Genomic DNA, 25,497 nt, shown 5'->3' with positions numbered 1-25,497 from the left:
CGTTGAGATATTCATCGACTACGGGGGACCAGGCATGGCTGAATCGCGTTCTTGGCGGCAGGTGGACGACGATTCGCCGACGTTGCCATGGGTCGTATCCGCATCCACCGAGGACGCGCTGCGCGCGCGGGCACGTCAGCTGCGCGCCCACCTCGCCACCCGGCCCGAATGGGCCGCCGCGGACATCGGCCACACCCTCCTCGCGGACTCCGAGGGCACGAAGGGACCGCACCGGGCCGTGCTCATAGGCGCCGGCCGGACCGAACACGACCTCGGGCTGCGGGCGCTGGCGGACGGCACCGCCGCGCCCCACCTGGTCACCGGAACGGCCCTCGACGGCACGGCACCGGTCTTCCTGTTCCCCGGGCAGGGCCCCCAGTGGCCCGAGATGGCCCGCGAACTCCGGCGGTCCTCGCCCGTCTTCCGGGACACCCTGACGGAATGCGCCGAGGCGCTGAAGCCGCACGTCGACTGGTCCCTGGAAGACGTCCTGACGAACGATCAGGACCCGGCCGTCTGGGCGCGGCCCGACGTCACCCAGCCCGCGCTCGTCGCCGTGATGATCTCCCTCGCCGCCCTGTGGCGCTCCGCCGGCGTCGAGCCCGGCGCGGTGGTCGGCCACAGCATGGGCGAGTTCGCCGCGGCCCACGTCGCCGGGGCGCTCTCCCTCCCCGACGCCCTGCACGCCGTCGCCGCCTTCAGCCGGGCACAGATGTCCCTGGTGGGCCACGGCGAGATGCTCTCCGTCCTGCTCCCCGCCGACCGGCTGCGCCCGCGACTGGAACCGTGGGGCGACCGGCTCGCCGTCGCAGGCGCCAACAGCCCGTCCTGGACCGTCGTCTCCGGCGACACCGAGGCCGTCACCGCCCTGCGTACCGAACTCGTCGCCGAAGGCGTCCGCGCCCAGCTCATCTCCGTCGGCTACGCGGCCCACTCCCCGCAGATCGAGTCCGTACGCGACCGGCTCCTGACCGACCTCGCCCCGATCACCGGCGGCCCCGCCACCATCCCCTTCTACTCGGGGCTCACCGGCGGCCGCTACGACACCACCCGGCTCGGCGCCGAGTACTGGTACCGCATGGTGCGCGGCACCGTCCTGTTCGAGACCGCCGTCCGGGCCGCGCTCACCCAGCGGCCGACCGCCTTCGTCGAGATCAGCCCGCACCCCGTGCTCACCCTCGGCGTCCAGCAGACCCTGGACGACGCCGGCAGCGACGCCGCCGTCGTCGGCACCCTGCGGCGCGCCGAGGGCGGCCGCGCGCGCTTCCTGACCAGCATGGCCGAACTCCACGTGGCCGGCGGCTCCGTGGACTGGACCGGCGCCTTCGCGGGCACCGCCCCGAGCCCCGTCGACATTCCCGCACCCGATCCCGGCACCCGTGAGGAGCCGCGGCGCGCGACCGCTGCCGCGTCCCGATTCGCCGGACTGCCCGACAGCGAACTGCCGCGCGCCCTCACCGCCCTGGTGCGCACCGAACTCGCCGCGGTCCTCGACGCCGAGGCCGCCGTCGCCGCCGGCTCCGGCCGCGCCTTCCGCGACCTCGGCATCGACTCCTCGGCGGCCGTGGCCCTGCGCAACCGGCTCGTCGCCGCCCTCGGCGTACGGCTGCCCGCCGCCGTGGTCTTCGACCACCCCACCCTCGACGCCCTGGTGCGACGGCTGCACAGCGCCGTCCGCGGCACCGACACCGAGCCGGCCGAGGAGCCGGTCGCGCCCGACACCGCCGCCGACGACGAGCCGATCGCCATCGTCGGCATGGCGTGCCGCCTCCCCGGCGACGTGCACAGCCCCGACCAGCTGTGGGAGCTGCTGCTCGCCGGCGGCGACGCCATCACCGGCTTCCCCGTCAACCGCGGCTGGGACCTCGACAAGCTCTACCACCCGGACCCCGACCACCCCGGCACGTCGTACACCCGCGAAGGCGGATTCCTGCACGACGCCGACGAGTTCGACGCCGCCTTCTTCGGCATCCCGCCCCGTGAGGCGCTGGCCATGGACCCGCAGCAGCGGCTGCTGCTGGAGACCTCCTGGCGGGCCTTCGAGGCGGCCGGCATCGACCCGGGCCCCCTCAAGGGCAGCCGCACCGGTGTGTTCGTCGGCGCCATGACGCAGGACTACGGCCCCCGCATGCACCAGGCGCCGGACGGCGTCGAGGGTTTCCTGCTCACCGGCAACACCGCCAGCGTCGCCTCCGGCCGCATCGCCTACACCTACGGCTTCGAAGGCCCCGCCGTCACCGTCGACACCGCCTGCTCCTCGTCCCTGGTGGCCCTCCACCTGGCCGGCCAGGCGCTGCGGCAGGGAGACTGCTCCCTCGCCGTCGCCGGCGGCGTCACGATCATGCCCAACCCCGGCATGTTCGCCGAGTTCAGCCGCCAGCGCGGACTGGCCCCGGACGGCCGCTGCAAGCCGTTCGCCGAAGCCGCCGACGGCACCAGCTGGGCCGAGGGCGTCGGCCTGCTGATCGTGGAACGGCTCTCCGACGCCCGCCGCAACGGCCACCAGGTGCTCGCCGTGATCCGCGGCACCGCCGTCAACCAGGACGGCGCCAGCAACGGCCTGTCCGCCCCCAACGGCCCCTCCCAGCAGCGCGTCATCCGGCAGGCCCTCGCCAACGCGCGGCTCACCGCCGCGGACGTCGACGCCGTCGAGGCCCACGGCACCGGCACCCGGCTCGGCGATCCCATCGAGGCCGAGGCGCTGCTCGCCACCTACGGGCGCGCCCACACCGCCGAACAGCCGCTGCTGCTCGGCTCCCTGAAGTCCAACATCGGACACACCCAGGCCGCCGCCGGAGTCGCCGGCGTCATCAAGATGGTGCTCGCGCTGCGCCACGGCCGGCTGCCCCGCACCCTCCACACCGACCGGCCGACCAGCCACGTCGACTGGTCGGCGGGACACGTCGAACTGCTCACCGACACGGTCGCCTGGCCCGACCGCGGCCCCGTCCGGCGCGGCGCGGTCTCCGCCTTCGGCATCAGCGGCACCAACGCGCACGTGATCATCGAGTCGGAGCCGACACCGGCCGATGCCGATGCCGACGTTGAGGGCGATGTCGATTCCGGCGCCGCCTCCGTCTCCGGCGGCGACACCCCGCTGCCCTGGTCCCTGTCCGCCCGCTCCGAGGCCGCCCTGCGCGAGCAGGCCGCACGGCTGCGCGCCCGGCTGGAAACCGGCCCCGAGCTGCGCACCGCCGACGTGGGCCACACCCTGGCCACCGGCCGGGCCCTGCTGCCGCACCGCGCGGTGCTCGTGGCCGCCGACCGGCAGGAGACGCTGCGGGCGCTGACCGCGCTGGCCGAGGGCCGCGACGCACCCGGACTGGTCCGCGGCACCACCGCCGTCGCCACCGACCGCGAGGCCGTGTTCGTCTTCCCCGGCCAGGGTTCCCAGTGGCCCGGCATGGCCGCCGAACTCCTCGACACCTCCCCGGTGTTCGCACGGCGCGTCCAGGAGTGCGCCGACGCCCTCGCCCCGTACGTCGACTGGTCTCTGACCGACGTCCTGCGCGGCGCGCCCGGCGCGCCCGCCCTGGACCGCGACGACGTCGTACAGCCCGCGCTGTTCGCGGTCATGGTCGCGCTGGCCGAGGTGTGGCGCGCCCACGGTGTGCGGCCCGCCGCCGTCGTCGGCCACTCCCAGGGCGAGATCGCCGCCGCCTGCGTGGCCGGCGCCCTCTCCCTGCCCGACGCCGCCCGGATCGCGGCGCTGCGCAGCCGACTGCTGCTGGGCCTCGCCGGCACCGGCGGCATGGTCTCCCTCGCGCTGCCCGAGGAAGGCGCCCGCGAGCTGATCACCGCCTGGTCGGGCCGGCTCACCGTCGCGGCCGTCAACGGACCGTCCTCCACGGTCGTCGCCGGTGACCCGGCGGCCCTCGACGAACTCCTCGCCCGCTGCGCCGAGCGCGACCTGCGGGCCCGCCGGGTGCCGATCGACTACCCGTCCCACACCGCCGGCGTCGAGGCCATCCGCGAGCGGATGCTGGCCGAGCTGGCCACGGTCACCCCGCGCGGCTGCGACGTGCCGTTCTACTCCACGGTGACCGGCACCCGCATCGACACCGACGGACTGGACGCCGCGTACTGGTACCGCAATCTGCGCCGGCCGGTCGAGTTCGAGCGCACCACGCGTGCCCTGCTCGCCGACGGCCACCGCGTCTTCGTCGAGGCGAGCCCGCACCCGGTGCTCAGCGTCGGACTCGAGGAGACCTTCGCCGCCGCCGACGCCGACGACGCCCTGGTCGTAGGCACCCTGCGGCGCTCCGACGGCGGCCCCGCCCGGCTGCTGACCTCGCTGGCCGAGGCGCACGTGGCGGGCGTACCGGTGCGCTGGTCCGAGGCGTTCGCCGGCCGGGACGCGCGGCCCGTGCCGCTGCCCGGCCACCCCTTCCACCGTGAGCGGTACTGGCTGCTGCCGGGCGCCGCCGACCGGAACGTCGCCGCGGCGGGCCTGCTGGACGGCGACCACCCGCTGCTGATGGCCGCCGCCGAACTCCCCGGCTCCGACGGGCTGCTGTTCACCGGCCGGCTGTCCCTGGACACCCACCCCTGGCTCGCCGACCACCAGGTACTCGGGCAGGTCCTGGTGCCCGGCACCGCCTTCGTCGAGATGGCCCTGCACGCCGCGGCCGCCGCGGGCTGCGATCACGTCTCGGAACTGACCGTCGAGGCCCCGCTGGTCCTCCCCGAGCACGGCGGGACCCGCCTGCGCGTCGTGGTCGGCGCCCCCGACGCGACCGGGCACCGACCGGTCGGCGTCCACTCGCGCGCCGAGCAGGACGACACCGACGCCCCCTGGACCCGGCACGCCACCGGCCTGCTGGGCACCGTGCCCGACCCCCTCCCCGAACCGTCCGCGCCGTGGCCGCCGCGGGACGCGACCCCCGTCGCGCTGGACGGCCTCTACGACGCGCTCGCCGACCTCGGGTACGCCTACGGGCCGGAGTTCCGCGGTCTGCGCGGCGCCTGGCGCCGGGACACCGGAGCCCCCGAGGTGTTCGCCGAGGTCGCCCTGGAAGGCGCGCAGCGCGGCGAGGCCGGCCGCTTCGGCATCCACCCCGCCCTGCTGGACGCCGCCCTGCACGCCGCGCTGCTCGACAGCGTCGGCGACGCCGCCGAGGCGTCCGGTGCGGCCCCGCGGCTGCCGTTCGCGTTCAGCGGCGTCACCCTGCGCAGGACCGGCGCCGACACCCTCCGCATCCGTATCGCCTCCGGCGACCGCGCCGACGGCGGCGGGCTGACGGTCACCGCCACCGACCCGCTGGGCCACCCGGTGGCCACGATCGACTCGCTGGTGATGCGCCCGGTCTCGGCGGACCGGCTGCGCTCCGCCGCCACCCGCTCCCTCTACCAGGTGGACTGGGCGCCGACGGGAACCACGACCCAGCGCCCGGCCCCCACGTCCTGGGCCGTCCTCGGCCCTCTCGCGGACGGCCTGGGCGCCGCCCTCGCCGACGCCGGGGCGACCGTGGCGAGCCACGCCGGTCTCGCCGCCCTGCGGCAGAGCCTCGACTCCGGCGCCCCGGCCCCGGACGTCCTGCTCACCCCGCACACCGCCGCCGATATCGACGCCGGACCCGCCGCCGCCCGCGCCGCCACCGCCGCCCTGCTGGCCCTGGTCCAGGACCTGCTGGCCGACCCCCGGCTCGCCGGCACCACCCTCGTGGTCACCACCCGCGGCGCGATCGGCACGCGCCCCGAGGAGCCCGTCACCGACCTCACGCACGCGCCCTTGTGGGGCCTGATCCGCTCCGCGCAGACCGAGCACCCCGGCCGGTTCGTCCTCGTCGACCTCGACACGGACCCCCGGTCCACCGCCTCGCTGCCCGGCGCCGTCGCCACCGGCGAACCCCAGCTGGCCCTGCGCGACGGCACGATCCTCACCCCGCGGCTCACCGCCGCCCCGCCCGCCGCCACGGACCCCGAGACGCCCCTGCTCGACCCGGACGGCACGGTCCTGGTCACCGGTGCCACCGGCACCCTCGGACGGCTGGTCGCCCGCCACCTGGTCACCGAGCACGGTGCCCGGCACCTGCTGCTCACCGGCCGCCGCGGCCTCGACGCCCCCGGCATGCCCGGCTTCCGCGACGAACTCGGCGCCCTCGGCGCCGACGTCACCGTCGCCGCCTGCGACATCGCCGACCGCGACGCGCTCGCCGACCTGCTCGCCCGCGTCCCGGCCGCGCACCCCCTCACGGCGGTCGTGCACACCGCGGGCCTGACCGACGACGGCGTCATCGAGGCCCTGACAGCCGACCGCCTCGACCAGGTCATGCGCCCCAAGACGGACGGCGCGTGGCACCTCCACGAGCTGACCCGGGACGCGAACCTCGCCGCGTTCGTGCTCTTCTCCTCCGTCAACGGCCACCTCGGCGGCCCCGGCCAGGCCAACTACGCCGCCGCGAACACCTTCACCGACGCCCTCGCCCACACCCGCCGCGCCCAGGGCCTGCCCGCCACCGCGCCCGCGTGGGGACTGTGGGAGCAGGCCTCCGGCATGACCGGCGAACTCGCCGAGGCGGACCTGACCCGGATGGCCCGCTCCGGCATCCAGCCCATCCCCACCGAGCAGGGACTCGCCCTGTTCGACGCGGCCGTTCGCCACGACCGCGCCCTGCTGGTGCCCGCCCGCCTGGACCTCGCCGGCCTCCGCGCCCAGGCCCCCGGCCGGCCCGTGCCCGCCCTGCTGCGGCACCTGGTGCGGCCCGCCGGCCCGGCGCGCCCCGCCGCCCCCGGCACCGGCGACCGCCCGGCGACCCTGGCCGGACGGCTCGCGGCACTGCCCGAGGCGGAACAGCACCGCACCCTGCTCACCCTGGTCCGCGAGCAGGTCGCCGCCGTCCTCGGCCACGGCTCGGCCGACGCCGTCGGAGCCGAGCAGGCCTTCAAGGACCTCGGCTACGACTCGCTGACCGCGATCGAACTCCGCAACCAGCTGGGCACGGCCGTCGGCCTGCGCCTGCCGCCCACCCTGGTGTTCGACCACCCCACTCCGCTCGCCGTCGCCCGCCACCTGCACGGCGAACTCCTGCGCGACCGGCAGCCCGAGACCGTGCCCGCCCGGCGCACCCCGGCGGCGGACCCGGACGAGCCGATCGCCATCGTCGGCATGGCCTGCCGCTACCCGGGTGGCGTCAACTCCCCCGAGGAGCTGTGGCGGCTCGTCGTCTCCGAGCTGGAGGGCATCGGGGAGTTCCCCGCCGACCGCGGCTGGGACCTGGACGGCCTGTACCACCCGGACCCCGACCACCAGGGCACGTCGTACACCCGCTCCGGCGGATTCCTGTACGACGCCGGGCAATTCGACGCCGGACTGTTCGGGATCTCCCCGCGTGAGGCGCTGGCGATGGACCCGCAGCAGCGGCTGCTGCTGGAGACGTCCTGGGAGGTCTTCGAACGGGCGGGCCTCGACCCGACCGCCCTCAAGGGCAGCCGGACCGGCGTGTTCGCCGGCCTGATGTACCACGACTACGCCGCCCACTCCGCCGGACTCTCCGGCGAGGCAGAGGGCTACACCGTCACCGGCACCGCGGGCAGCGTCCTCTCCGGCCGCGTCGCCTACACCTTCGGGCTCGAAGGCCCCGCGGTCACCGTCGACACCGCCTGCTCGTCCTCGCTGGTCGCCCTGCACCTCGCCGCGCAGGCGCTGCGGCAGGGCGAGTGCGAACTTGCCCTGGCCGGCGGCGTCACCGTCATGGCGACGCCCTCCACCTTCGTGGAGTTCTCCCGGCAGCGCGGCCTCGCCCCCGACGGCCGCTGCAAGTCCTTCGCCAAGGACGCGGACGGCACCGGCTGGTCCGAGGGCGTCGGCGTCCTCCTCGTGGAGCGCCTGTCGGACGCCCGGCGCAACGGCCACCAGGTGCTCGCCGTGCTGCGGGGCTCGGCGGTCAACCAGGACGGCGCGTCCAACGGCCTCACCGCCCCCAACGGCCCCTCTCAGCAGCGAGTGATCCGCCAGGCCCTGGACAGCGCGGGCCTGACCGCCGCCGAGGTGGACGCCGTCGAGGCCCACGGCACCGGGACCCGGCTGGGCGACCCCATCGAGGTCCAGGCGCTGCTCGCCACCTACGGACAGGACCGGGAACAGCCCCTGTGGCTGGGCTCGGTGAAGTCCAACATCGGACACACGCAGGCCGCCGCAGGTGTCGCCGGCGTCATCAAGATGGTGATGGCGATGCGGCACGGTGTGCTGCCGCGCACCCTCCACGTCGACGAGCCGACCCCCCAGGCCGACTGGTCCATGGGCGCGGTGGAACTGCTCACCGAGACCCGCGACTGGCCCGTCCTCGACCGGCCCCGCCGGGCCGCCGTCTCCTCCTTCGGCATCGGCGGCACCAACGCCCACGCCGTCCTCGAACAGGCACCGCCCGCCGACGAACCCGCCGCCGCCCCGGCGCGCGTCACCACCCCGGTCCTGCCCTGGCTGCTGTCGGCGGCCACCGCGCAGGGACTCGCGGACCAGGCGCGGCGCCTGCTCACCCGCGTCCGCGCCGCCGACGCCCCCGACCCGGCCGGCATCGGCCTCACCCTCGCCACCGCCCGCGCGGCGCTGGACCACCGCGCGGCCGTCGTCGCCGACGACCCGGACGCGTTCCTGACCGCCCTGACCGCCCTCGCCGAGGGCCGCGACAGCGCCGGTGTGCTGCGCGGCGTCGCCGCCGAACCGGGCAGGACGGCGTTCCTTTTCACGGGGCAGGGCGCGCAGCGCGTCGGGATGGGCCGTGAGCTGTATGCCGCGTTCCCGGTGTTCGCGGAGGCGTTCGACGCGGTGTGCGCCCGGTTCGACGCGGAGCTGGACCGGCCGCTGAAGGACGTGGTCTTCGAGGACGCGTCCGCGCTGAACCAGACCCTCTACACGCAGGCGGCTCTCTTCGCCCTCGAAGTGGCGCTGTTCCGGCTCCTGGAGTCCTGGGGCGTCACACCGGACGTCCTGCTCGGCCACTCCATCGGCGAGCTGGCCGCCGCGCATGTGGCGGGGGTCTGGTCCCTGGAGGACGCGTGCACGCTGGTCGCCGCGCGCGGCCGGCTGATGCAGGCACTGCCGTCCGGCGGCGCCATGGTGGCCGTCGAGGCGACCGAGAACGAGGTCACGGAAGCGCTCAGTGGCCTGAACACGGTGTCGGTCGCCGCTGTCAACGGGCCGTCGTCGCTGGTGATTTCCGGGGACGAGGACGTCGTACTGGAGATCGCCGCCCGTTTCGCCGAGCAGGGCCGCAAGACCAAGCGGCTGACGGTTTCACACGCATTCCATTCGCCGCGAATGGAACCGATGCTCGCGGAATTCCGTCGCGTCGCCGAGGGATTGTCCTATCAGGCGCCGCGCATTCCCGTCGTGTCGAATCTGACGGGTACGGCCGCGGGCGCCGAGGAATTGTGCGACCCGGAATACTGGGTGCGGCACGTCCGTGAAGCGGTGCGTTTCGCGGACGGCATGCGGACGCTCGACGAGCACGGTGTGCGCACCCTCGTCGAACTCGGCCCCGACGGTGTGCTGTCCGCGCTGGGCCAGGACGGCATCGACGGCGCGGAGTTCCTGCCCGCGCTGCGGTCCGACCACCCCGAGGCGCGGACCCTGACCGCCGCCGTCGCGCACGCCCACGTCCGCGGAGCCACCGTCGACTGGGCTGCCTTCTTCGCGGGACGCGGCGCACGCCCGGCGGAACTGCCGACGTACGCCTTCCAGCGGGCGCGGTACTGGCCCGAGGCCACCGCGCCCACCGACAGCGCGGACCCGGTGGACGCCGCGTTCTGGGACGCCGTCGAACGGTCCGACGCGGCAGCGGTCGCCGAGGCGCTGGAGCTGGCCGAGGACGACCGGGCGTCGCTGTCGGCGGCGCTCCCGGCGCTGGCCTCCTGGCGCAGGCGGCACCGGACCCGGCACGTCGCCGACTCCTGGCGGTACCGCGTCACCTGGCAGACCGTGGCGGACGGACCGGACCAGGTGCCGACCGGCACCTGGCTGGCGGTGCTCCCGCAGGGCCTGGAGGACCACCCGTGGGTCGCCGCCACGCTCCCGGCGCTCACCGCGCGGGGCGCCCGTGTGCTGCCGCTCGTGGTCGACCCCGCCACCTGCGAACGCGCCGCGCTCGCCGAAAGCGTCACCTCGTCGGTCGCCGAGACCGGCGGACCCATCGACGGAGTCGTCTCCCTGCTGGCCCTCGCCGACGCGCCGCACCCGCGGCAGCCGGCCGTGTCCCAGGGCCTCGCCGGCACCCTCGCCCTGATGCAGGCGCTGGGCGACGCCGAGACGACGGCGCCGCTGTGGTGCCTGACGACCGGCGCGGTCTCCGTGAGCCGCGCCGACCGCCCCGCCCACCCCGGACAGGCCCAGATCTGGGGCCTCGGCCGGGTCGCCGCGCTGGAGCACCCGGACCGCTGGGGCGGCCTCGTCGACCTGCCCGAGACCCCCGACGAGCGGTCCCTGTCCCGGCTGACCGCCGTGCTGGCGGACCCAGCCTCCGAGGACCAGCTGGCGGTCCGCGCCTCGGGCGTGGCCGTACGACGCCTCACCCGCGCCCCGCGCGAGAGCGCCGACGTGACGCCGTGGCAGCCCCGCGGAACCGTCCTGGTGACCGGCGGCACCGGCGCCCTGGGCGCCGAGGTCGCCCGCTGGCTCGCCCGCAACGGCGCCGAGCACCTGCTGCTCACCAGCCGACGCGGCCCCGACGCCGAGGGCGCCACCGAACTCCGTGACGAACTGACCGCGCTCGGCGCCGACGTGACCATCGCGGCCTGCGACGCGGCCGACCGCGATGCCCTCGCCGCACTGCTCTCCGCGATGCCGGACGGACGGCCGCTGACCGCGGTGATCCACGCGGCCGGAGTGCTCGACGACGGCGTGCTGGACGGCCAGACGCCCGAGCGGTTCGCCCGGGTGCTGCGCCCCAAGGCGGACGCCGCCCGCAACCTGCACGAGCTGACGGCGGACCTCCACCTGACGGCGTTCGTGCTGTTCTCGTCGATCGCCGGCACACTGGGCAACGCCGGACAGGCCAACTACGCCGCCGCCAACGCCTACCTGGACGCCCTCGCCGAACTGCGCCGGGCCGACGGCCTGCCCGCCACCACGATCGCCTGGGGTCCCTGGGCCGGGGCCGGCATGGCCGCCGCAGAGGACCCGGACGGCGACCGCCTGCGCCGACTCGGCCTCGCGCCGATGGACCGTGAGACCGCCGTCGAGGCCATGCGCCGGACCGTCCAGAGCGGCGCGGCGGTCACCGCCGTGGCCGACGTCGACTGGGCCCGGTTCGCCGAGGTGTTCGCCGCGCAGCGCCCGAGCGCCCTGCTGAGCGACCTGCCCGAGGTCCGTGACCACCTGACCGGCAGCGGCGGGACGGACACCGGCCAGGGCGACGAGTGGCGGCAGCGGATCGCCGCGCTGCCCGCCGACGAACGCGAAGGCGCCCTGCTGGACCTGGTCCGCGAGCAGGTCGCCCTGGTCCTCGGACACGCCTCGCCGGCGGCCGTCCCGGCCGACAAGGCGTTCAAGGACACCGGCTTCGACTCGCTGGCCGCCGTCCAGCTGCGCAACCGGCTCGGCCAGGTCACCGGGCTGAGCCTGCCCGCGACCCTGGTCTTCGACCACCCGACCCCGACCGCCCTGGCCCGCTTCCTGAACGCGGAGTCGGCCGGTTCCGCGACCGCCGAGTACCTGCCGCAGACCGCCGTCGCCGGCGCCGACACGGAACCGATCGCCATCGTCGCCATGTCCTGCCGTTTCCCCGGCGGCGTGGCCTCCCCGGAGGAGCTGTGGCGGCTCGTCGCCGACGGCGCCGACGCCATCTCCGGCTTCCCCACCGACCGCGGCTGGGACCTGGACGGGCTGTACCACCCGGACCCCGACCACCAGGGCACCTCGTACACCCGCGCCGGCGGATTCCTCCACGACGTCGCCGGCTTCGACGCCTCGTTCTTCGGCATCAGCCCGCGTGAGGCGCTGGCCATGGACCCGCAGCAGCGGCTGCTCCTGGAGACCTCCTGGGAGGTCTTCGAGCGGGCGGGCATCGACCCGACCGCCCTCAAGGGCAGCCAGACCGGCGTCTTCGCCGGCATCAGCAACCAGGACTACAGCGCCCTGTCCGGCGCCTCCGCGGACGCCGCCGAGGGCTACATCGGCATCGGCAGCGCGGGCAGCGTCCTGTCCGGCCGCGTCGCCTACACGTTCGGCTTCGAGGGCCCCGCCGTCACCGTCGACACCGCCTGCTCGTCCTCGCTGGTCGCGCTGCACCTCGCCGCGCAGGCGCTGCGGCAGGGCGAGTGCTCCATGGCGCTGGCCGGCGGTGTGACCGTCCTGTCCACGCCGGGGCTGTTCATCGAGTTCTCCCGCCAGCGCGGGCTCTCCCCGGACGGCCGCTGCAAGGCGTTCGCGGCCGAAGCCGATGGCACGGGCTGGGGTGAGGGTGTGGGCATGCTGCTGGTGGAGCGGCTGTCTGACGCCCGCCGCAACGGGCATCCCGTGTTGGCGGTGCTGCGGGGCAGCGCGGTCAACCAGGACGGTGCGTCGAACGGTCTGACGGCGCCGAACGGTCCGTCGCAGCAGCGGGTGATCCGTCAGGCGCTCGCCAACGCGCGGCTGACGACGGCGGATGTCGATGTCGTGGAGGCGCACGGTACGGGCACGACGCTGGGTGACCCGATCGAGGCGCAGGCGCTGCTGGCGACCTACGGCCAGGACCGGTCGGAGGACCGGCCGTTGTGGCTGGGTTCGGTGAAGTCGAACATCGGGCACACGCAGGCCGCGGCGGGTGTCGCGGGTGTCATCAAGATGGTGATGGCGATGCGCCACGGTGAACTGCCGCGCACGCTGCACGTGGACGAGCCGTCCCCGCACGTCGACTGGTCCGCCGGCGCCGTCGCGCTGCTGACGGAGAACATGGCGTGGCCGGAAGGCGACCGGCCACGCCGCGCGGGCGTCTCCTCCTTCGGCGTCAGCGGCACCAACGCCCACGTCATCGTCGAACAGGCCCCCGAACCGGCCGTACCCGGCGACGACCAGCCGGAGCCGGCCCCGCAGGACCGGCCCACCGCCTGGCTGCTGTCCGCCGCCGACGACACGGCGCTGCGCGAGCAGGCCGCCCGCCTGCTGGAGCGGATCGGCACCGGCCCGGCCCCCGCCGTCACCGACGTGGCGCACGCCCTGCACACCGGCAGGGCCGCCCTCGACCACCGGGCGGCGGTCGTGGCCGACCGGCACGAGGACTTCCTGGACGGGCTGCGCGCCCTCGCCGACGGCGGCACCGACCCGAACCTGGTCCGCGGCACCGCGGGCCCCGGCGGCAAGGTCGTCTTCGTCTTCCCCGGCCAGGGCGCCCAGTGGGCCGGCATGGCCCGCGAACTCATGGCCGCCTCGGACGTGTTCCGCGAGCAGCTGCTCGCCTGCGAGGAGGCGCTGGCGCCGTTCGTCGACTGGTCCCTCATGGACGTCCTCGGCGAAACCGAGGACGCGCCCTCCCTGGAGCGGGTGGACGTCGTCCAGCCGGTGCTGTTCGCGGTGATGGTGTCGCTCGCCGCGCTGTGGCGCTCCTGCGGTGTGCACCCCGACGCCGTCATCGGACACTCCCAGGGCGAGATCGCCGCCGCTCACGTGGCCGGCGCGCTCACGCTGGAGGACGCCGCACGCGTCGTGGCGCTGCGCAGCCGCGCCCTGGTGGCGCTGGCCGGGCGCGGCGGCATGATGTCCGTCGCGCTGCCCGAGGCGGACCTCGGACCGTGGCTGGCGCCCTGGGGCGACCGGCTCGCCGTCGCCGCGCTCAACGGACCCGGCTCCGTCGTGCTCGCCGGCGACCCCGAGGCCCTGGACGGGCTGCACGCCGAACTGACCGCCGCCGGCATCCGGGCCCGCCGCATCCCCGTGGACTACGCCTCGCACAGCCCCCAGGTCGAGGCGATCCACGCCGAACTGCTGGAGCTGCTGGCCCCGGTCGCGCCGGTCGCGTCGCGGGTGCCGTTCCACTCCACGGTGACCGGCGAGCGCGTCGACACCACCGGCCTGGACGCGGCGTACTGGTACACCAACCTGCGGCAGACCGTGCAGTTCGCCCCCACCACCCGCGCCCTGCTCGACTCCGGGCACCGCGTGTTCGTCGAGATGAGCCCGCACCCCGTGCTCGGCATGGCCCTCCAGGAAACCCTCGACGAGGGCGACGAGCCCGTGACCGACGGCACCGTGGTCGGCTCGCTCCGCCGCGACCAGGGCGGCCTGGACCGCTTCCTCACCTCGCTCGCCGAGGCCCACGTCCGCGGCACCGCGGTCGACTGGCCGGCCGTGCTCGGCGGCCCCGCCCGGCAGCGGGTGGACCTGCCGACGTACGCCTTCCAGCGGGAACGTTTCTGGCCCACCCCGGCCGCCGCACCGGCCCGCGTGGCCGACCCGACGGAGGCCCGCTTCTGGGAGGCCGTCGAACAGCAGGACCTCGCCGCGCTCGCCGACGCGCTGCGCGTCGGGGACACGGACGAGGACCGCTCCGCCCTCGGCGCCGTCCTGCCCGTCCTGTCGTCCTGGCGACGACAGCGCCGGGAACGCACCACCGTCGACGGCTGGCGCTACCGGATCGACTGGCAGCGCCTGCCCGAACCGTCCCGGCCCGCCCTCACCGGCACCTGGCTGCTGCTCGTGCCGCCGGGCGAGCAGGCGCGGCACACCGCCGACGCCCTCGCCGGCCTGGCGTCCCGCACCGTCCCGGTGACCGTCACCGGGGGCGACGGGAACCGCGCGGCGCTCGCCGCACGCCTGCGGGACGCGCTGCCCGAGGACGGCCCGGTCGACGGCGTGCTGTCACTGCTCGCCCTCGACGAGACCACCCACCCGCACCACCCCGAGCTGCCGCTCGGCCAGGTCCTCACCCTGTCCCTGATCCAGGCCCTCGGCGACCTGGGCATCGACGCGCCGCTGTGGTGCGCCACCCGCGGCGCCGTCCAGGCGGACCCGTCCGACCCGGTCGCCGCCCCGCTCCAGGCCCTCACCTGGGGCCTGGGCCGCGTCATGGGCCTGGAACACCCCAAGCGCTGGGGCGGGCTCGTGGACCTGCCCGACACGCTCGACGAGCGGGCCCGCACCCGGCTGCGCGGCATCCTGGCCGACCCGGGCGACGAGGACCAGCTCGCGCTGCGCGCCGCCGGCGTCCACGCCTGCCGGCTCGTCCCGGCCACCACCGCCGCAGGCGGCCGCCCCTGGCAGCCGTCCGGGACCGTGCTCGTCACCGGTGGCACCGGCGCCCTCGGCAGCCAGGTCGCCCGCCGGCTGGCCCGCACCGGCGCCGACCACGTCGTCCTGGTCAGCCGCGCCGGGCGCGCCGCCCCGGACGCCGAGGCGCTGGAGACCGAACTGACCGAACTCGGCTGCCGGATCACCGTGGCCGCCTGCGACGTCACCGACCGCACCGCCATGGCCGCGCTGCTCGCCGACGTCGAACGCGACCACCCGCTCACGGCCGTATTCCACACCGCGGGCGTCAACCGCCTGTCCACCCTGGACGAACTCGACCTGGCGGAGCTGGCGTTGGTGGTCGGCGCCAAGGTCCGCGGCGCCGCCGTCCTCGACGACCTCCTCCACGACCGCCCCCTCGACGCGTTCGTGCTGTTCTCCTCCATCGCCGGAGTCTGGGGCAGCGCCGAACACGCCGCCTACTCGGCCGCCAACGCCTACCTCGACGCGCTCGCCGGCCACCGCCGGGCACGCGGACTCGCCGCCACCTCCGTGGCCTGGGGACCGTGGGCCGAACGCGGCATGGTCGCCGACCACGTCGCCGAAGGCACCCTGGACCGGCGCGGACTGCCGCTGCTGCCGCCCAAGCTGGCCATCGAGGCACTCCAGCAGCTCCTCGACCAGGACGAGACCTGCCCCGTCGTCGCGGACGTCGACTGGGAACGGTTCGCCGCGGCCTTCACCGCCGCCCGCCCCAGCCCGCTGCTCGGCGGCATCCCCGAGGTACGCGCCCTGCTCGCCGCGGACAGCGCACCCGACGGCGACGAGGACGGCACCAGCCCGCTGCTGCGGCGCCTCACCGGGCTCACCGCCGCCCAGCGCAAGCGGGCCCTGGTCGACCTGGTCCGCGACCTCGTCGCGACCGTGCTGGGCCGCGGCGACGCCCAAGCCGTGGACGTGAACCGGCCGTTCAAGGACGTCGGCTTCGACTCCCTGACCGCGGTGGAACTCCGCAACCGGCTCAACGAGGCCACCGGCCTGCGGCTCCCGGTCACCGCGGTCTTCGACCATCCGACACCGACGGTGCTCGCGGCGTTCCTGCGCGACCAGCTCCTCGGCACGGAGACCGAACCCGACACGCCCGAGGAGCCGGCGGACGAGGCGGAGACCAGACGCGTCCTCACCTCCATCCCGCTCGCCCGCCTCCGGGAAGCCGGACTGCTGGACGCCCTGCTGGAGCTGGCGGACGGCGCCGAGACCCCCGAGGAGACGGCGCCGGAGACGGCCGAGGAGCCGGCCGACGCGATCGATCTGATGGACGTCGAGGGGCTCATCCAGCTGGCGCTCGACACCCCCGACTCTTGATGACGCTCGAAGTGTGAAGGCAAGGACATGACTGCATCCACCGACAAGGTCGTTGAAGCGCTGCGAGCGTCCCTGAAGGAGACCGAGCGGCTGCGCCGGCAGAACCTGGAACTCGCCGCGGCCGCCCACGAACCCATCGCCATCGTGGGCATGGCCTGCCGCTACCCCGGCGGGGTCGCCTCGCCGGAGGACCTGTGGCGGCTGGTGACCTCCGGCGGCGACGGGATCTCCGGGCTGCCCACCGACCGCGGCTGGGACCTGGACAACCTGTACGACCCCGACCCCGCGACCTCGGGCACCACCTACGTCCGCGAGGGCGGCTTCCTCCACGACGCCGGCGACTTCGACCCCGGGCTCTTCGGCATATCCCCGCGCGAGGCCCTGGCCATGGACCCCCAGCAGCGCCTGCTGCTGGAGACCTCCTGGGAGGCGCTGGAGCGGGCCGGGATCGATCCGGCCGCCCTCAAGGGCAGCCGTACCGGCGTCTTCGCCGGAGCCAGCCACCAGTACTACGGCCCGAGGCTCCACGAACCCGCCGAGGGCGTCGAGGGCCACCTGCTCACCGGCAGCGCTACCAGCGTGCTGTCCGGCCGCGTCGCCTACGCCCTGGGCCTCGAAGGCCCCGCCGTCACCGTCGACACCGCCTGCTCGTCCTCCCTGGTCGCCATCCACCTCGCCGCGCAGGCGCTGCGCTCCGGCGAGTGCACGCTCGCCCTGGCCGGCGGCGTCGCCGTGATGGCCACCCCCGGCCCGCTGGTCGAGTTCTCCCGCCAGCGCGGCCTCGCCCAGGACGGCCGCTGCAAGGCGTTCTCGGCGGACGCGGACGGCATGGGCATGGCCGAGGGCGTCGGCATGCTGCTGCTGGAACGCCTGTCCGACGCGCGGCGCAACGGCCACCGCGTGCTGGCCGTGGTGCGGGGCAGCGCGGTCAACCAGGACGGCGCGTCGAACGGTCTGACGGCTCCCAACGGCCCCTCGCAGCAGCGGGTGATCCGCCAGGCGCTCGCCAACGCGCGGCTGACGGCGGCCGACGTGGACGCCGTCGAGGCACACGGCACGGGCACGCGGCTGGGTGACCCGATCGAGGCGCAGGCCCTGCTGGCCACGTACGGCCAGGACCGCGAGCAGCCCCTGTGGCTGGGCTCCGTGAAGTCGAATATCGGCCACTCCCAGGCAGCCGCCGGTGTCGCCGGTGTGATCAAGATGGTGATGGCGATGCGGCACGGTGTGCTGCCGCAGACCCTGCACGCCGCCGAGCGCACCACACAGGTCGACTGGTCCGCGGGCGCCGTCGAACTGCTGACCGAAGCACGGGAATGGGCGGAGGCCGGGCGGCCCCGCCGCGCCGGCGTCTCCTCCTTCGGCATCAGCGGCACCAACGCCCACACGATCATCGAGCAGGCCCCCGCTGCTTCGGCGGCCGCGCCGGAGCCCCCGGTCGTGGCGTCGCCGGTCGTGCCCTGGACCCTGTCCGGCCGCACCGAGGCCGCCCTGCGGGCCCAGGCCGAGCGCCTGGCCGAGCACCTCCGCTCCCGGCCCGAGGACGCACCGGCCGACATCGCCCTGTCCCTGGCCACGACCCGCGCGGCCCTGGAGCACCGGGCCGCCATCGTCTCCGGCGACCGCGACGAACTCCTCGCCGGGCTCGCGGCCCTGGCCGGGGACCGGCAGACGCCCGCGCTGCGCCGCGGAGTGGCCACGGGGGAGAGCCCGCTCGGGTTCCTGTTCACGGGGCAGGGCGCCCAGCGCGTCGGAATGGGCCGTGAGCTGTATGCGGCGTTCCCGGTGTTCGCGGAGGCGTTCGACGCGGTGTGCGCTCAGTTCCGGCTGGAGCGGCCGCTGAAGGACGTGGTCTTCGAGGACGCGTCCGCGCTGGACCAGACGGTCTACACGCAGGCGGCACTGTTCGCCCTCGAAGTGGCGCTGTTCCGGCTGCTGGAGTCGTGGGGTGTCACGCCTGACGTGCTGCTGGGCCACTCGATCGGTGAGCTGGCCGCCGCGCACGTCGCGGGTGTGTGGTCGCTGGAGGACGCGTGCACGCTGGTTGCCGCGCGCGGCCGGCTGATGCAGGCGCTGCCGTCCGGTGGTGCGATGGTGGCCGTGCAGGCGACGGAGGCCGAGGTCGCCGAGGCGCTGACCGGCGACGCGGTGTCGGTCGCTGCCATCAACGGGCCTCAGTCCGTGGTGGTTTCGGGTGACGAACCCGCAGTGCTGGAGATCGCCGCCCGTTTCACCGAGCAGGGCCGTAAAACCAAGCGACTGACGGTCTCCCACGCCTTCCACTCCCCGCGCATGGAGCCGATGCTGGCCGAGTTCCGCCGGGTCGCGGAGGGGCTGTCGTACAACGCGCCGCGCATCGCGGTCGTGTCGAACGTGACCGGTGAGATGGCCACCGCCGAGGAGCTGTGCACCCCGGACTACTGGGTGCGGCACGTCCGTGAGGCGGTCCGGTTCGCGGACGGCATGCGGACGCTGGTCGCGGACGGCGTGCGGACGCTGATCGAACTCGGCCCGGACGGCGTGCTGTCCGCCATGGGGCAGGAGTGTCTGCCCGAGGACGCCGACGTCGTCGGCGTGCCGCTGCTGCGCGGCGGGCGTGCCGAGGACGAGACGCTGGTCTCGGCCGTCGCGGCCGCCCAGGTGCGGGGCGCGGCGGTGGACTGGGCGGCGTTCTTCGCGGGCCGCGCGGCCACGCCGGTCGAGCTGCCGACCTACGCCTTCCAGCACGAGCGGTACTGGCTGCGGACCCAGGCGCTGACCGGGACGGGCGAACTGCCCGGCGGCGTGGCACTGCTGGACCACCCGCTGCTCGGCGCCGCCGTCACCCTGGCCAGCGAGGACCGGCTGCTGCTCATGGGCAGGCTGGCCGTCGACGTCGAGCCGTGGCTCGCCGACCACACGGTGCTCGGCCCGGTGCTGCTGCCCGGCACGGCGTTCGTCGAACTCGCCCTGCGCGCCGGTGACCAGGTCGGCTGCGACCGGCTGGACGAACTGACGCTCGAAGCGCCGCTGATCGTTCCGGAGCAGGGATCGGTGGAGCTCCAGCTCGAAGTGGGCGCCGCCGACGCGTCCGGCCGCAGGCCGGTCACCCTGCACTCCCGGCCCGCCGCCGCGGACGAGCAGCCGTGGACCCGGCACGCCGGTGGTGTGCTGTCCGCCGGCGCGCGGACCGCGGCGCCCGCCGAGACCGTCGGCCAGGTGTGGCCGCCGGCCGGCGCCGAGCCGGTCGACCTGACCGGCTTCTACGAGCGACTGGCCGCCCTGGGCCTCGACTACGGCCCGGTGTTCCAGGGGCTGCGCGCCGTCTGGCGGGGCGACGGCGAGGTGTTCGCCGAGGTCGCGCTGGCCGAGCAGGCCACCGGGGACGCCGCCCGCTTCGGGCTGCACCCGGCGCTGCTGGACGCCGCCCTGCACGCGCTCGGCCTCGGCGACCTGGTGGCGGAACCCAACCGGGTGCAGCTGCCGTTCGAGTGGCGGGGCGTCTCGCTGTACGCCGCCGGCGCACCCGCCCTGCGGGTCCGGCTGTCCCCGGCGGGAGCCGACGCCGTCGCCCTGGACATCGCCGACACCCTGGGCCGGCCCGTGCTGGCCGTGGACCGGCTGGTCCTGCGACCGGTCACCGAGGCGCAGCTGGCCCAGGCCCGTGCCGACCACCACGACGCCCTGTTCCGGGTGGAGTGGACCGCGCTGCCCGCCACCGACGAGCCGCAGTCCGGCGCCGCCACCACCGACTGGATCGAGCTGGGAGCCGACGAGAACAAGCCCGGGGCGGAGGAGCGGTACGCCGATCTCGACGCCCTCGCCGCGGCGGTCGACGCCGGACGGCCCGCCCCCGAGGGGGTCGTCCACCGGGTCGCCACCGACGCCGCGGACGCCGGCTCCCTCGCCGACGCCGGGTACGAGGCCGCCCGCGCCGTACTGGAGCTGGTGCGGGCCTGGCTGGCCGACAGCCGGTTCACCACGTCCCGGCTGGTGCTGGTCACCACCGGCGCCGTCGCCGCGACCGGCGACGAGGACGTCCGCGACCCCGCCTCGGCGGCGGTGTGGGGCCTGGTGCGCTCGGCACAGTCGGAGCACCCCGGCCGCCTGGTGCTCGTGGACACCGACCCGGCGACCCCCGCCGCCCCGCTGCCGGCCGCCGCCGTGCGGTCCACCGAGCCCCAACTCGCCGTCCGCGACGACCGTCTGCTGACCCCCCGGCTCGCCAGGGCACCGCGCGACGAGGCCGCCACGGACCTCGCGTTCGACCCCGCCGGAACGGTCCTGCTCACCGGCGCCACCGGCGCGCTCGGCGGCCTGCTCGCCCGCCACCTGGTCACCCGGCACGGCGTACGGCACCTGCTGCTGGCCGGCCGGCGCGGCGCGCAGGCCGACGGCGCGACCGAGCTGGCGGCGGAACTCACCGCGCTGGGCGCCACGGTGACCCTCGCCGCCTGCGACGTGGCCGACCGGGACGCCGTGGCCGCGCTGCTCGACGGCGTCCCCGGCGAGCACCCGCTGACCGCCGTCGTCCACGCCGCCGGCGTCCTCGACGACGGGCTGGTCGACACCCTCACCCCGCAGCGCCTCGGCCGGGTGTTCCGGCCCAAGGCACACGGCGCGGTCCACCTGCACGAACTGACCCGCGACCGGAACCTGTCCGCGTTCGTGCTGTTCTCCTCCGTCTCGGGCGTCGTCGGCAGCGCCGGCCAGGCCAACTACGCCGCCGCCAACGCCTTCCTCGACGCCCTCGCCCGGCACCGCCGCGCCCAGGGACTCCCCGCGACCTCCCTCGCCTGGGGCCTGTGGGACGGCGACACCGGCATGACCGGCACCCTCGACGAGGGCGACCTGGCCCGGATGCGCCGCGCCGGAATGATCGGGCTGACCCCCGAGGAAGGGCTCGCCCTGTTCGACGCGGCGTGCGCCGGGGCCGACGCCGCGCCTGTGCCGGTCCGCCTCGACCTGGCCGCCCTGCGCCGCACCGGAACACCGTCCCCGCTGCTGCGCGGCCTGGTCCGCGGCCCCGTCCGGCGCACGGTGGACACCGTCGGCCAGGACACTCCCGGCGGAGCCCTCGCCGACCGCCTGGCCCAGCTGCCCGCGGCCGAGCGGGACCGCCTCCTCCTCGACCTGGTCCGCACCGAGACCGCCGCCGCGCTCGCCTTCGCCGGACTCGACGAGGTGCCGCCCGCGAAGGCGTTCAAGGAACTCGGCTTCGACTCGCTGACCGCCGTCGAACTCCGCAACCGGCTCAACGCGGCCACCGGACTGCGCCTGCCCGCCACCCTCGTCTTCGACCACCCCAACCCCACCGCCCTCGCGGACCTCCTCGCCGCCGAACTCCTCGGCGACGAACCCGACCCGACCGCCCGGCCGGGAGGCACGGCAACCCTGGCGACCGTGGACGACGAGCCGATCGCGATCGTCGGCATGGCCTGCCGCTACCCCGGCGGCGTCACCTCGCCGGAAGACCTGTGGCGGCTCGTCGCCAACGGCGACGACGGCATCGGGGAGTTCCCCGCCGACCGAGGCTGGGACCTGGAGAACCTGTACGACCCCGACCCCGCCCGGGTCGGCACCTCGTACGCCCGCGAAGGCGGCTTCCTCCACCAGGCGGGCGACTTCGACCCCGGCCTGTTCGGCATCAGCCCGCGCGAGGCGCTCGCCATGGACCCGCAGCAGCGGCTCCTCCTCGAAACCTCGTGGGAGGTCTTCGAACGCGCGGGCATCGACGCCGACGCACTGAAGGGCAGCCGCACCGGCGTCTTCGCCGGAGTCATGTACCACGACTACGGCGCCCGGCTGACCACCCTCCCGGACGAGGTCGAGGGCTTCATCGGCACCGGCACGTCCAGCAGCGTGGTGTCCGGCCGGATCGCCTACACCTTCGGCCTCGAAGGCCCGGCCGTCACCGTCGACACCGCCTGCTCCTCCTCCCTCGTAGCCCTGCACATGGCCGTGCAGGCGCTGCGCTCGGGGGAGTGCACCCTCGCCCTCGCCGGCGGCGTCACGGTGATGTTCACCCCCGGCACCTTCGTGGAGTTCTCCCGGCAGCGCGGCCTCGCACGCGACGGCCGCTGCAAGTCCTTCGCGGACGCGGCGGACGGCACCGGCTGGTCCGAGGGCGTCGGCGTACTCCTCGTGGAGCGGCTGTCGGACGCCGTGCGCAACGGTCACCAGGTGCTGGCCGTGGTGCGGGGCAGCGCGGTCAACCAGGACGGCGCGTCGAACGGTCTGACGGCGCCGAACGGTCCGTCGCAGCAGCGGGTGATCCGCCAGGCGCTCGCCAACGCGCGGCTGACGACCGCCGACGTGGACGCCGTCGAGGCGCACGGCACGGGCACCCGGCTGGGTGACCCGATCGAGGCGCAGGCGCTGCTGGCGACCTACGGCCGGGACCGGTCGGAGGACCGGCCGCTGTGGCTGGGGTCCATCAAGTCGAACATCGGGCACACGCAGGCCGCAGCCGGTGTCGCCGGTGTGATCAAGATGGTGATGGCGATGCGGCACGGTGTGCTGCCGCGGACCCTGCACGTGGACGAACCGTCCCAGCAGGTCGACTGGACGACGGGTGCGGTCGAGCTGCTGACCGAGGGACGTGAGTGGCCGGAGACCGGACGCCCCCGGCGGGCCGCCGTGTCCTCCTTCGGCATCAGCGGCACCAACGTCCACACGATCATCGAGCAGGCACCGGACACCGTCCCGGCCGAACCGGTGCGCACGGTGACCACACCGACAGTGCCGTGGGTCCTCTCCGGCTCGACCGAACCCGCCCTGCGCGCCCAGGCGGCGCGCCTCCTCACCCACCTGGACCGCCACCCCGGCCTCGAACCCGGCGACGTGGCACTGTCGCTGGCCACTTCGCGCGTCGCGTTGGAACACCGGGCAGCGGTCGTCTCCGGGGAGCGGGACGAACTCCTCGCCGGGTTGGCCGCGTTGGCCGAGGGCGACAGCGTGCCCGGGCTGGTGCGCGGGTCGGTCGGTGACGGTGGCCGGGTCGGATTCCTGTTCACCGGGCAGGGCGCTCAGCGGGTCGGGATGGGGCGTGAGCTGTACGGCGCCTTCCCGGTGTTCGCGGAGGCGTTCGACGCGGTGTGCGCCTGGTTCGACGCGGAGTTGGACCGGCCGCTGCGGGAGGTGATCTTCGAGGACGCGGCAGCGCTGGACCAGACCGTCTACACGCAGGCCGGTCTCTTCGCCCTCGAGGTCGCTCTCTTCCGACTGTTCGAGTCGTGGGGTGTCACGCCTGACGTGCTGCTGGGTCACTCGATCGGTGAGCTGGCAGCCGTGCACGTGGCGGGTGTGTGGTCGCTGGAGGACGCGTGCACGCTGGTCGCCGCGCGTGGCCGGCTGATGCAGGCGCTGCCGTCCGGTGGTGCGATGGTGGCCGTGCAGGCGACCGAGGCCGAGGTGGCCGAGGCGCTGACCGGCGACGCGGTGTCGATCGCTGCCGTCAACGGACCGTCGTCCGTCGTCATCTCGGGTGACGAATCCGAAGTGCTGGAGATCGCCGCCCGCTTCTCCGAGCAGGGTCGCAAGACCAAGCGTCTGACGGTCTCCCACGCCTTCCACTCCCCGCGTATGGAGCCGATGCTGGCGGAGTTCCGCCGGGTCGCGGAGGGGCTGTCGTACAACGCCCCCCGTATCCCCGTCGTGTCGAACGTGACCGGTGGAACGGCCACCGCCGACGAGCTGTGCACCCCGGACTACTGGGTGCGGCACGTCCGCGAGGCCGTCCGCTTCGCCGACGGGGTCAAGACCCTCGCCGGGCAGGGCGTCCGCACGCTGATCGAACTCGGCCCGGACGGTGTCCTCTCCGCCATGGGTCAGGACAGCATCGACGCGGCGCTCTTCGTGCCGACCCTTCGCGCCGACCGCCCCGAGGCGCAGACGCTGACCTCGGCCCTCGCCCAGGCCCACGTCCGCGGTGCCCGCGTCGACTGGGCGGCGTTCTTCGGGGGCCGCGGTGCCCGGCGGGTGGAGCTGCCGACGTATGCCTTCCAGCACCAGCGGTACTGGCTGGCCGGCGGTCGTTTCACGGGTGGTGCGGAACTCGCCGGTCTCGGCGCGGCCGGGCACCCGCTGCTGAGCGCGGCGGTGGAAATGCCGGACACCGGGGGTGTGCTGTTCACCGGACGGCTGTCGGCGGCGGAGCAGCCGTGGCTGGCGGACCATGCCGTGCTGGGCTCGGTCGTACTGCCCGGTGCCGCCCTGGTGGATCTGGCGGTGTGGGCGGGTGACCAGGTCGGTTGCGGCCGGATCGCGGAGTTGACGTTCGAGACCGCGCTGGTCCTGCCGGAGCGGGGCACCGTACGGATCCAGGTGGCGGTCGGTGACGCGGACGAGACGGGGCGGCGTGCGCTGACCGTGTACTCGCGTCCTGCGGACGCCTCCGACGGCGGTTCCTGGACACGGCACGCGGAGGGCCTGCTGACCCCGGACACCTCGGCGACGGCGACGGCGATCACGGCCGAGGCGTCGGCCTGGCCGCCCGTGGACGCCGAGCCGGTGCCGGTGGAGGGGCTGTACGAGGCCCTGGCTGACCTGGGTCTGGCCTACGGGCCGGTCTTCCAGGGGCTGCGGGCCGCGTGGCGTCGGGGAGCGGAGGTGTTCGCCGAGGTCGCGCTTCCGGAGGGCATGGCGGACGAGGCGGGACGGTACGGGCTGCATCCGGCGCTGCTGGACGCGGCGCTGCACACCGTCGCCCTGGCGTCCCCGGCCGAGGAGGCCGGGCGGGCGCTGCTGCCGTTCTCCTGGACCGGGGTGAGCCTGCACGCGGCCGGCGCCACCGACGTACGGGTGCGGCTGGCTCCGGCCGGCGCCGACGCCTTCGCGCTGACGGTCACCGATCCCTCGGGCGAGCCCGTCGTCACGGCCGACGCGCTGACCGTACGGCCGGTGAGCGCCGAGCAGTTCGACACGGCACGCGGCACCGGGCACGACGGGTCGCTGTTGCGGACGGAGTGGACGGCGCTGACCGTGCCGCCGTCGCCCGAGATCCTGGAGTC

The 25,497-nt window shown here is 75.3% G+C and carries 2 protein-coding genes (1 of these 2 cut by a window edge); both read left to right on the top strand.

What is annotated here, in order from left to right:
- Positions 1-34: 34 nt before the first annotated feature.
- Positions 35-16,507, top strand: a complete 16,473-nt coding sequence (locus tag ACSU6L_RS00930) for a type I polyketide synthase (protein ID WP_437052524.1) — start codon at positions 35-37, stop codon at positions 16,505-16,507.
- Between the two features lie 60 nt (positions 16,508-16,567).
- Positions 16,568-25,497, top strand: the 5' portion of a protein-coding gene (locus ACSU6L_RS00925) for a type I polyketide synthase (RefSeq protein WP_437064709.1). Its footprint extends 7,111 nt past the window's final position; the window shows 8,930 of its 16,041 coding nt (coding positions 1-8,930); the start codon lies at positions 16,568-16,570; its stop codon lies off the right edge, out of view.

The organism is Streptomyces sp. enrichment culture (assembly GCF_964272855.1).
In the GTDB taxonomy this organism is placed as follows: Bacteria; Actinomycetota; Actinomycetes; order Streptomycetales; family Streptomycetaceae; genus Streptomyces.
The sequence above is the reverse complement of the archived record's forward strand: the minus strand, read 5'-3'. Positions and strand labels throughout refer to the sequence as shown.

What these genes read in the sequence shown, in the direction of transcription:
- ACSU6L_RS00930 (WP_437052524.1), top strand. Translation starts at nt 35, where the DNA reads ATGGCTGAATCGCGTTCTTGGCGGCAGGTGGACGACGATTCGCCGACG.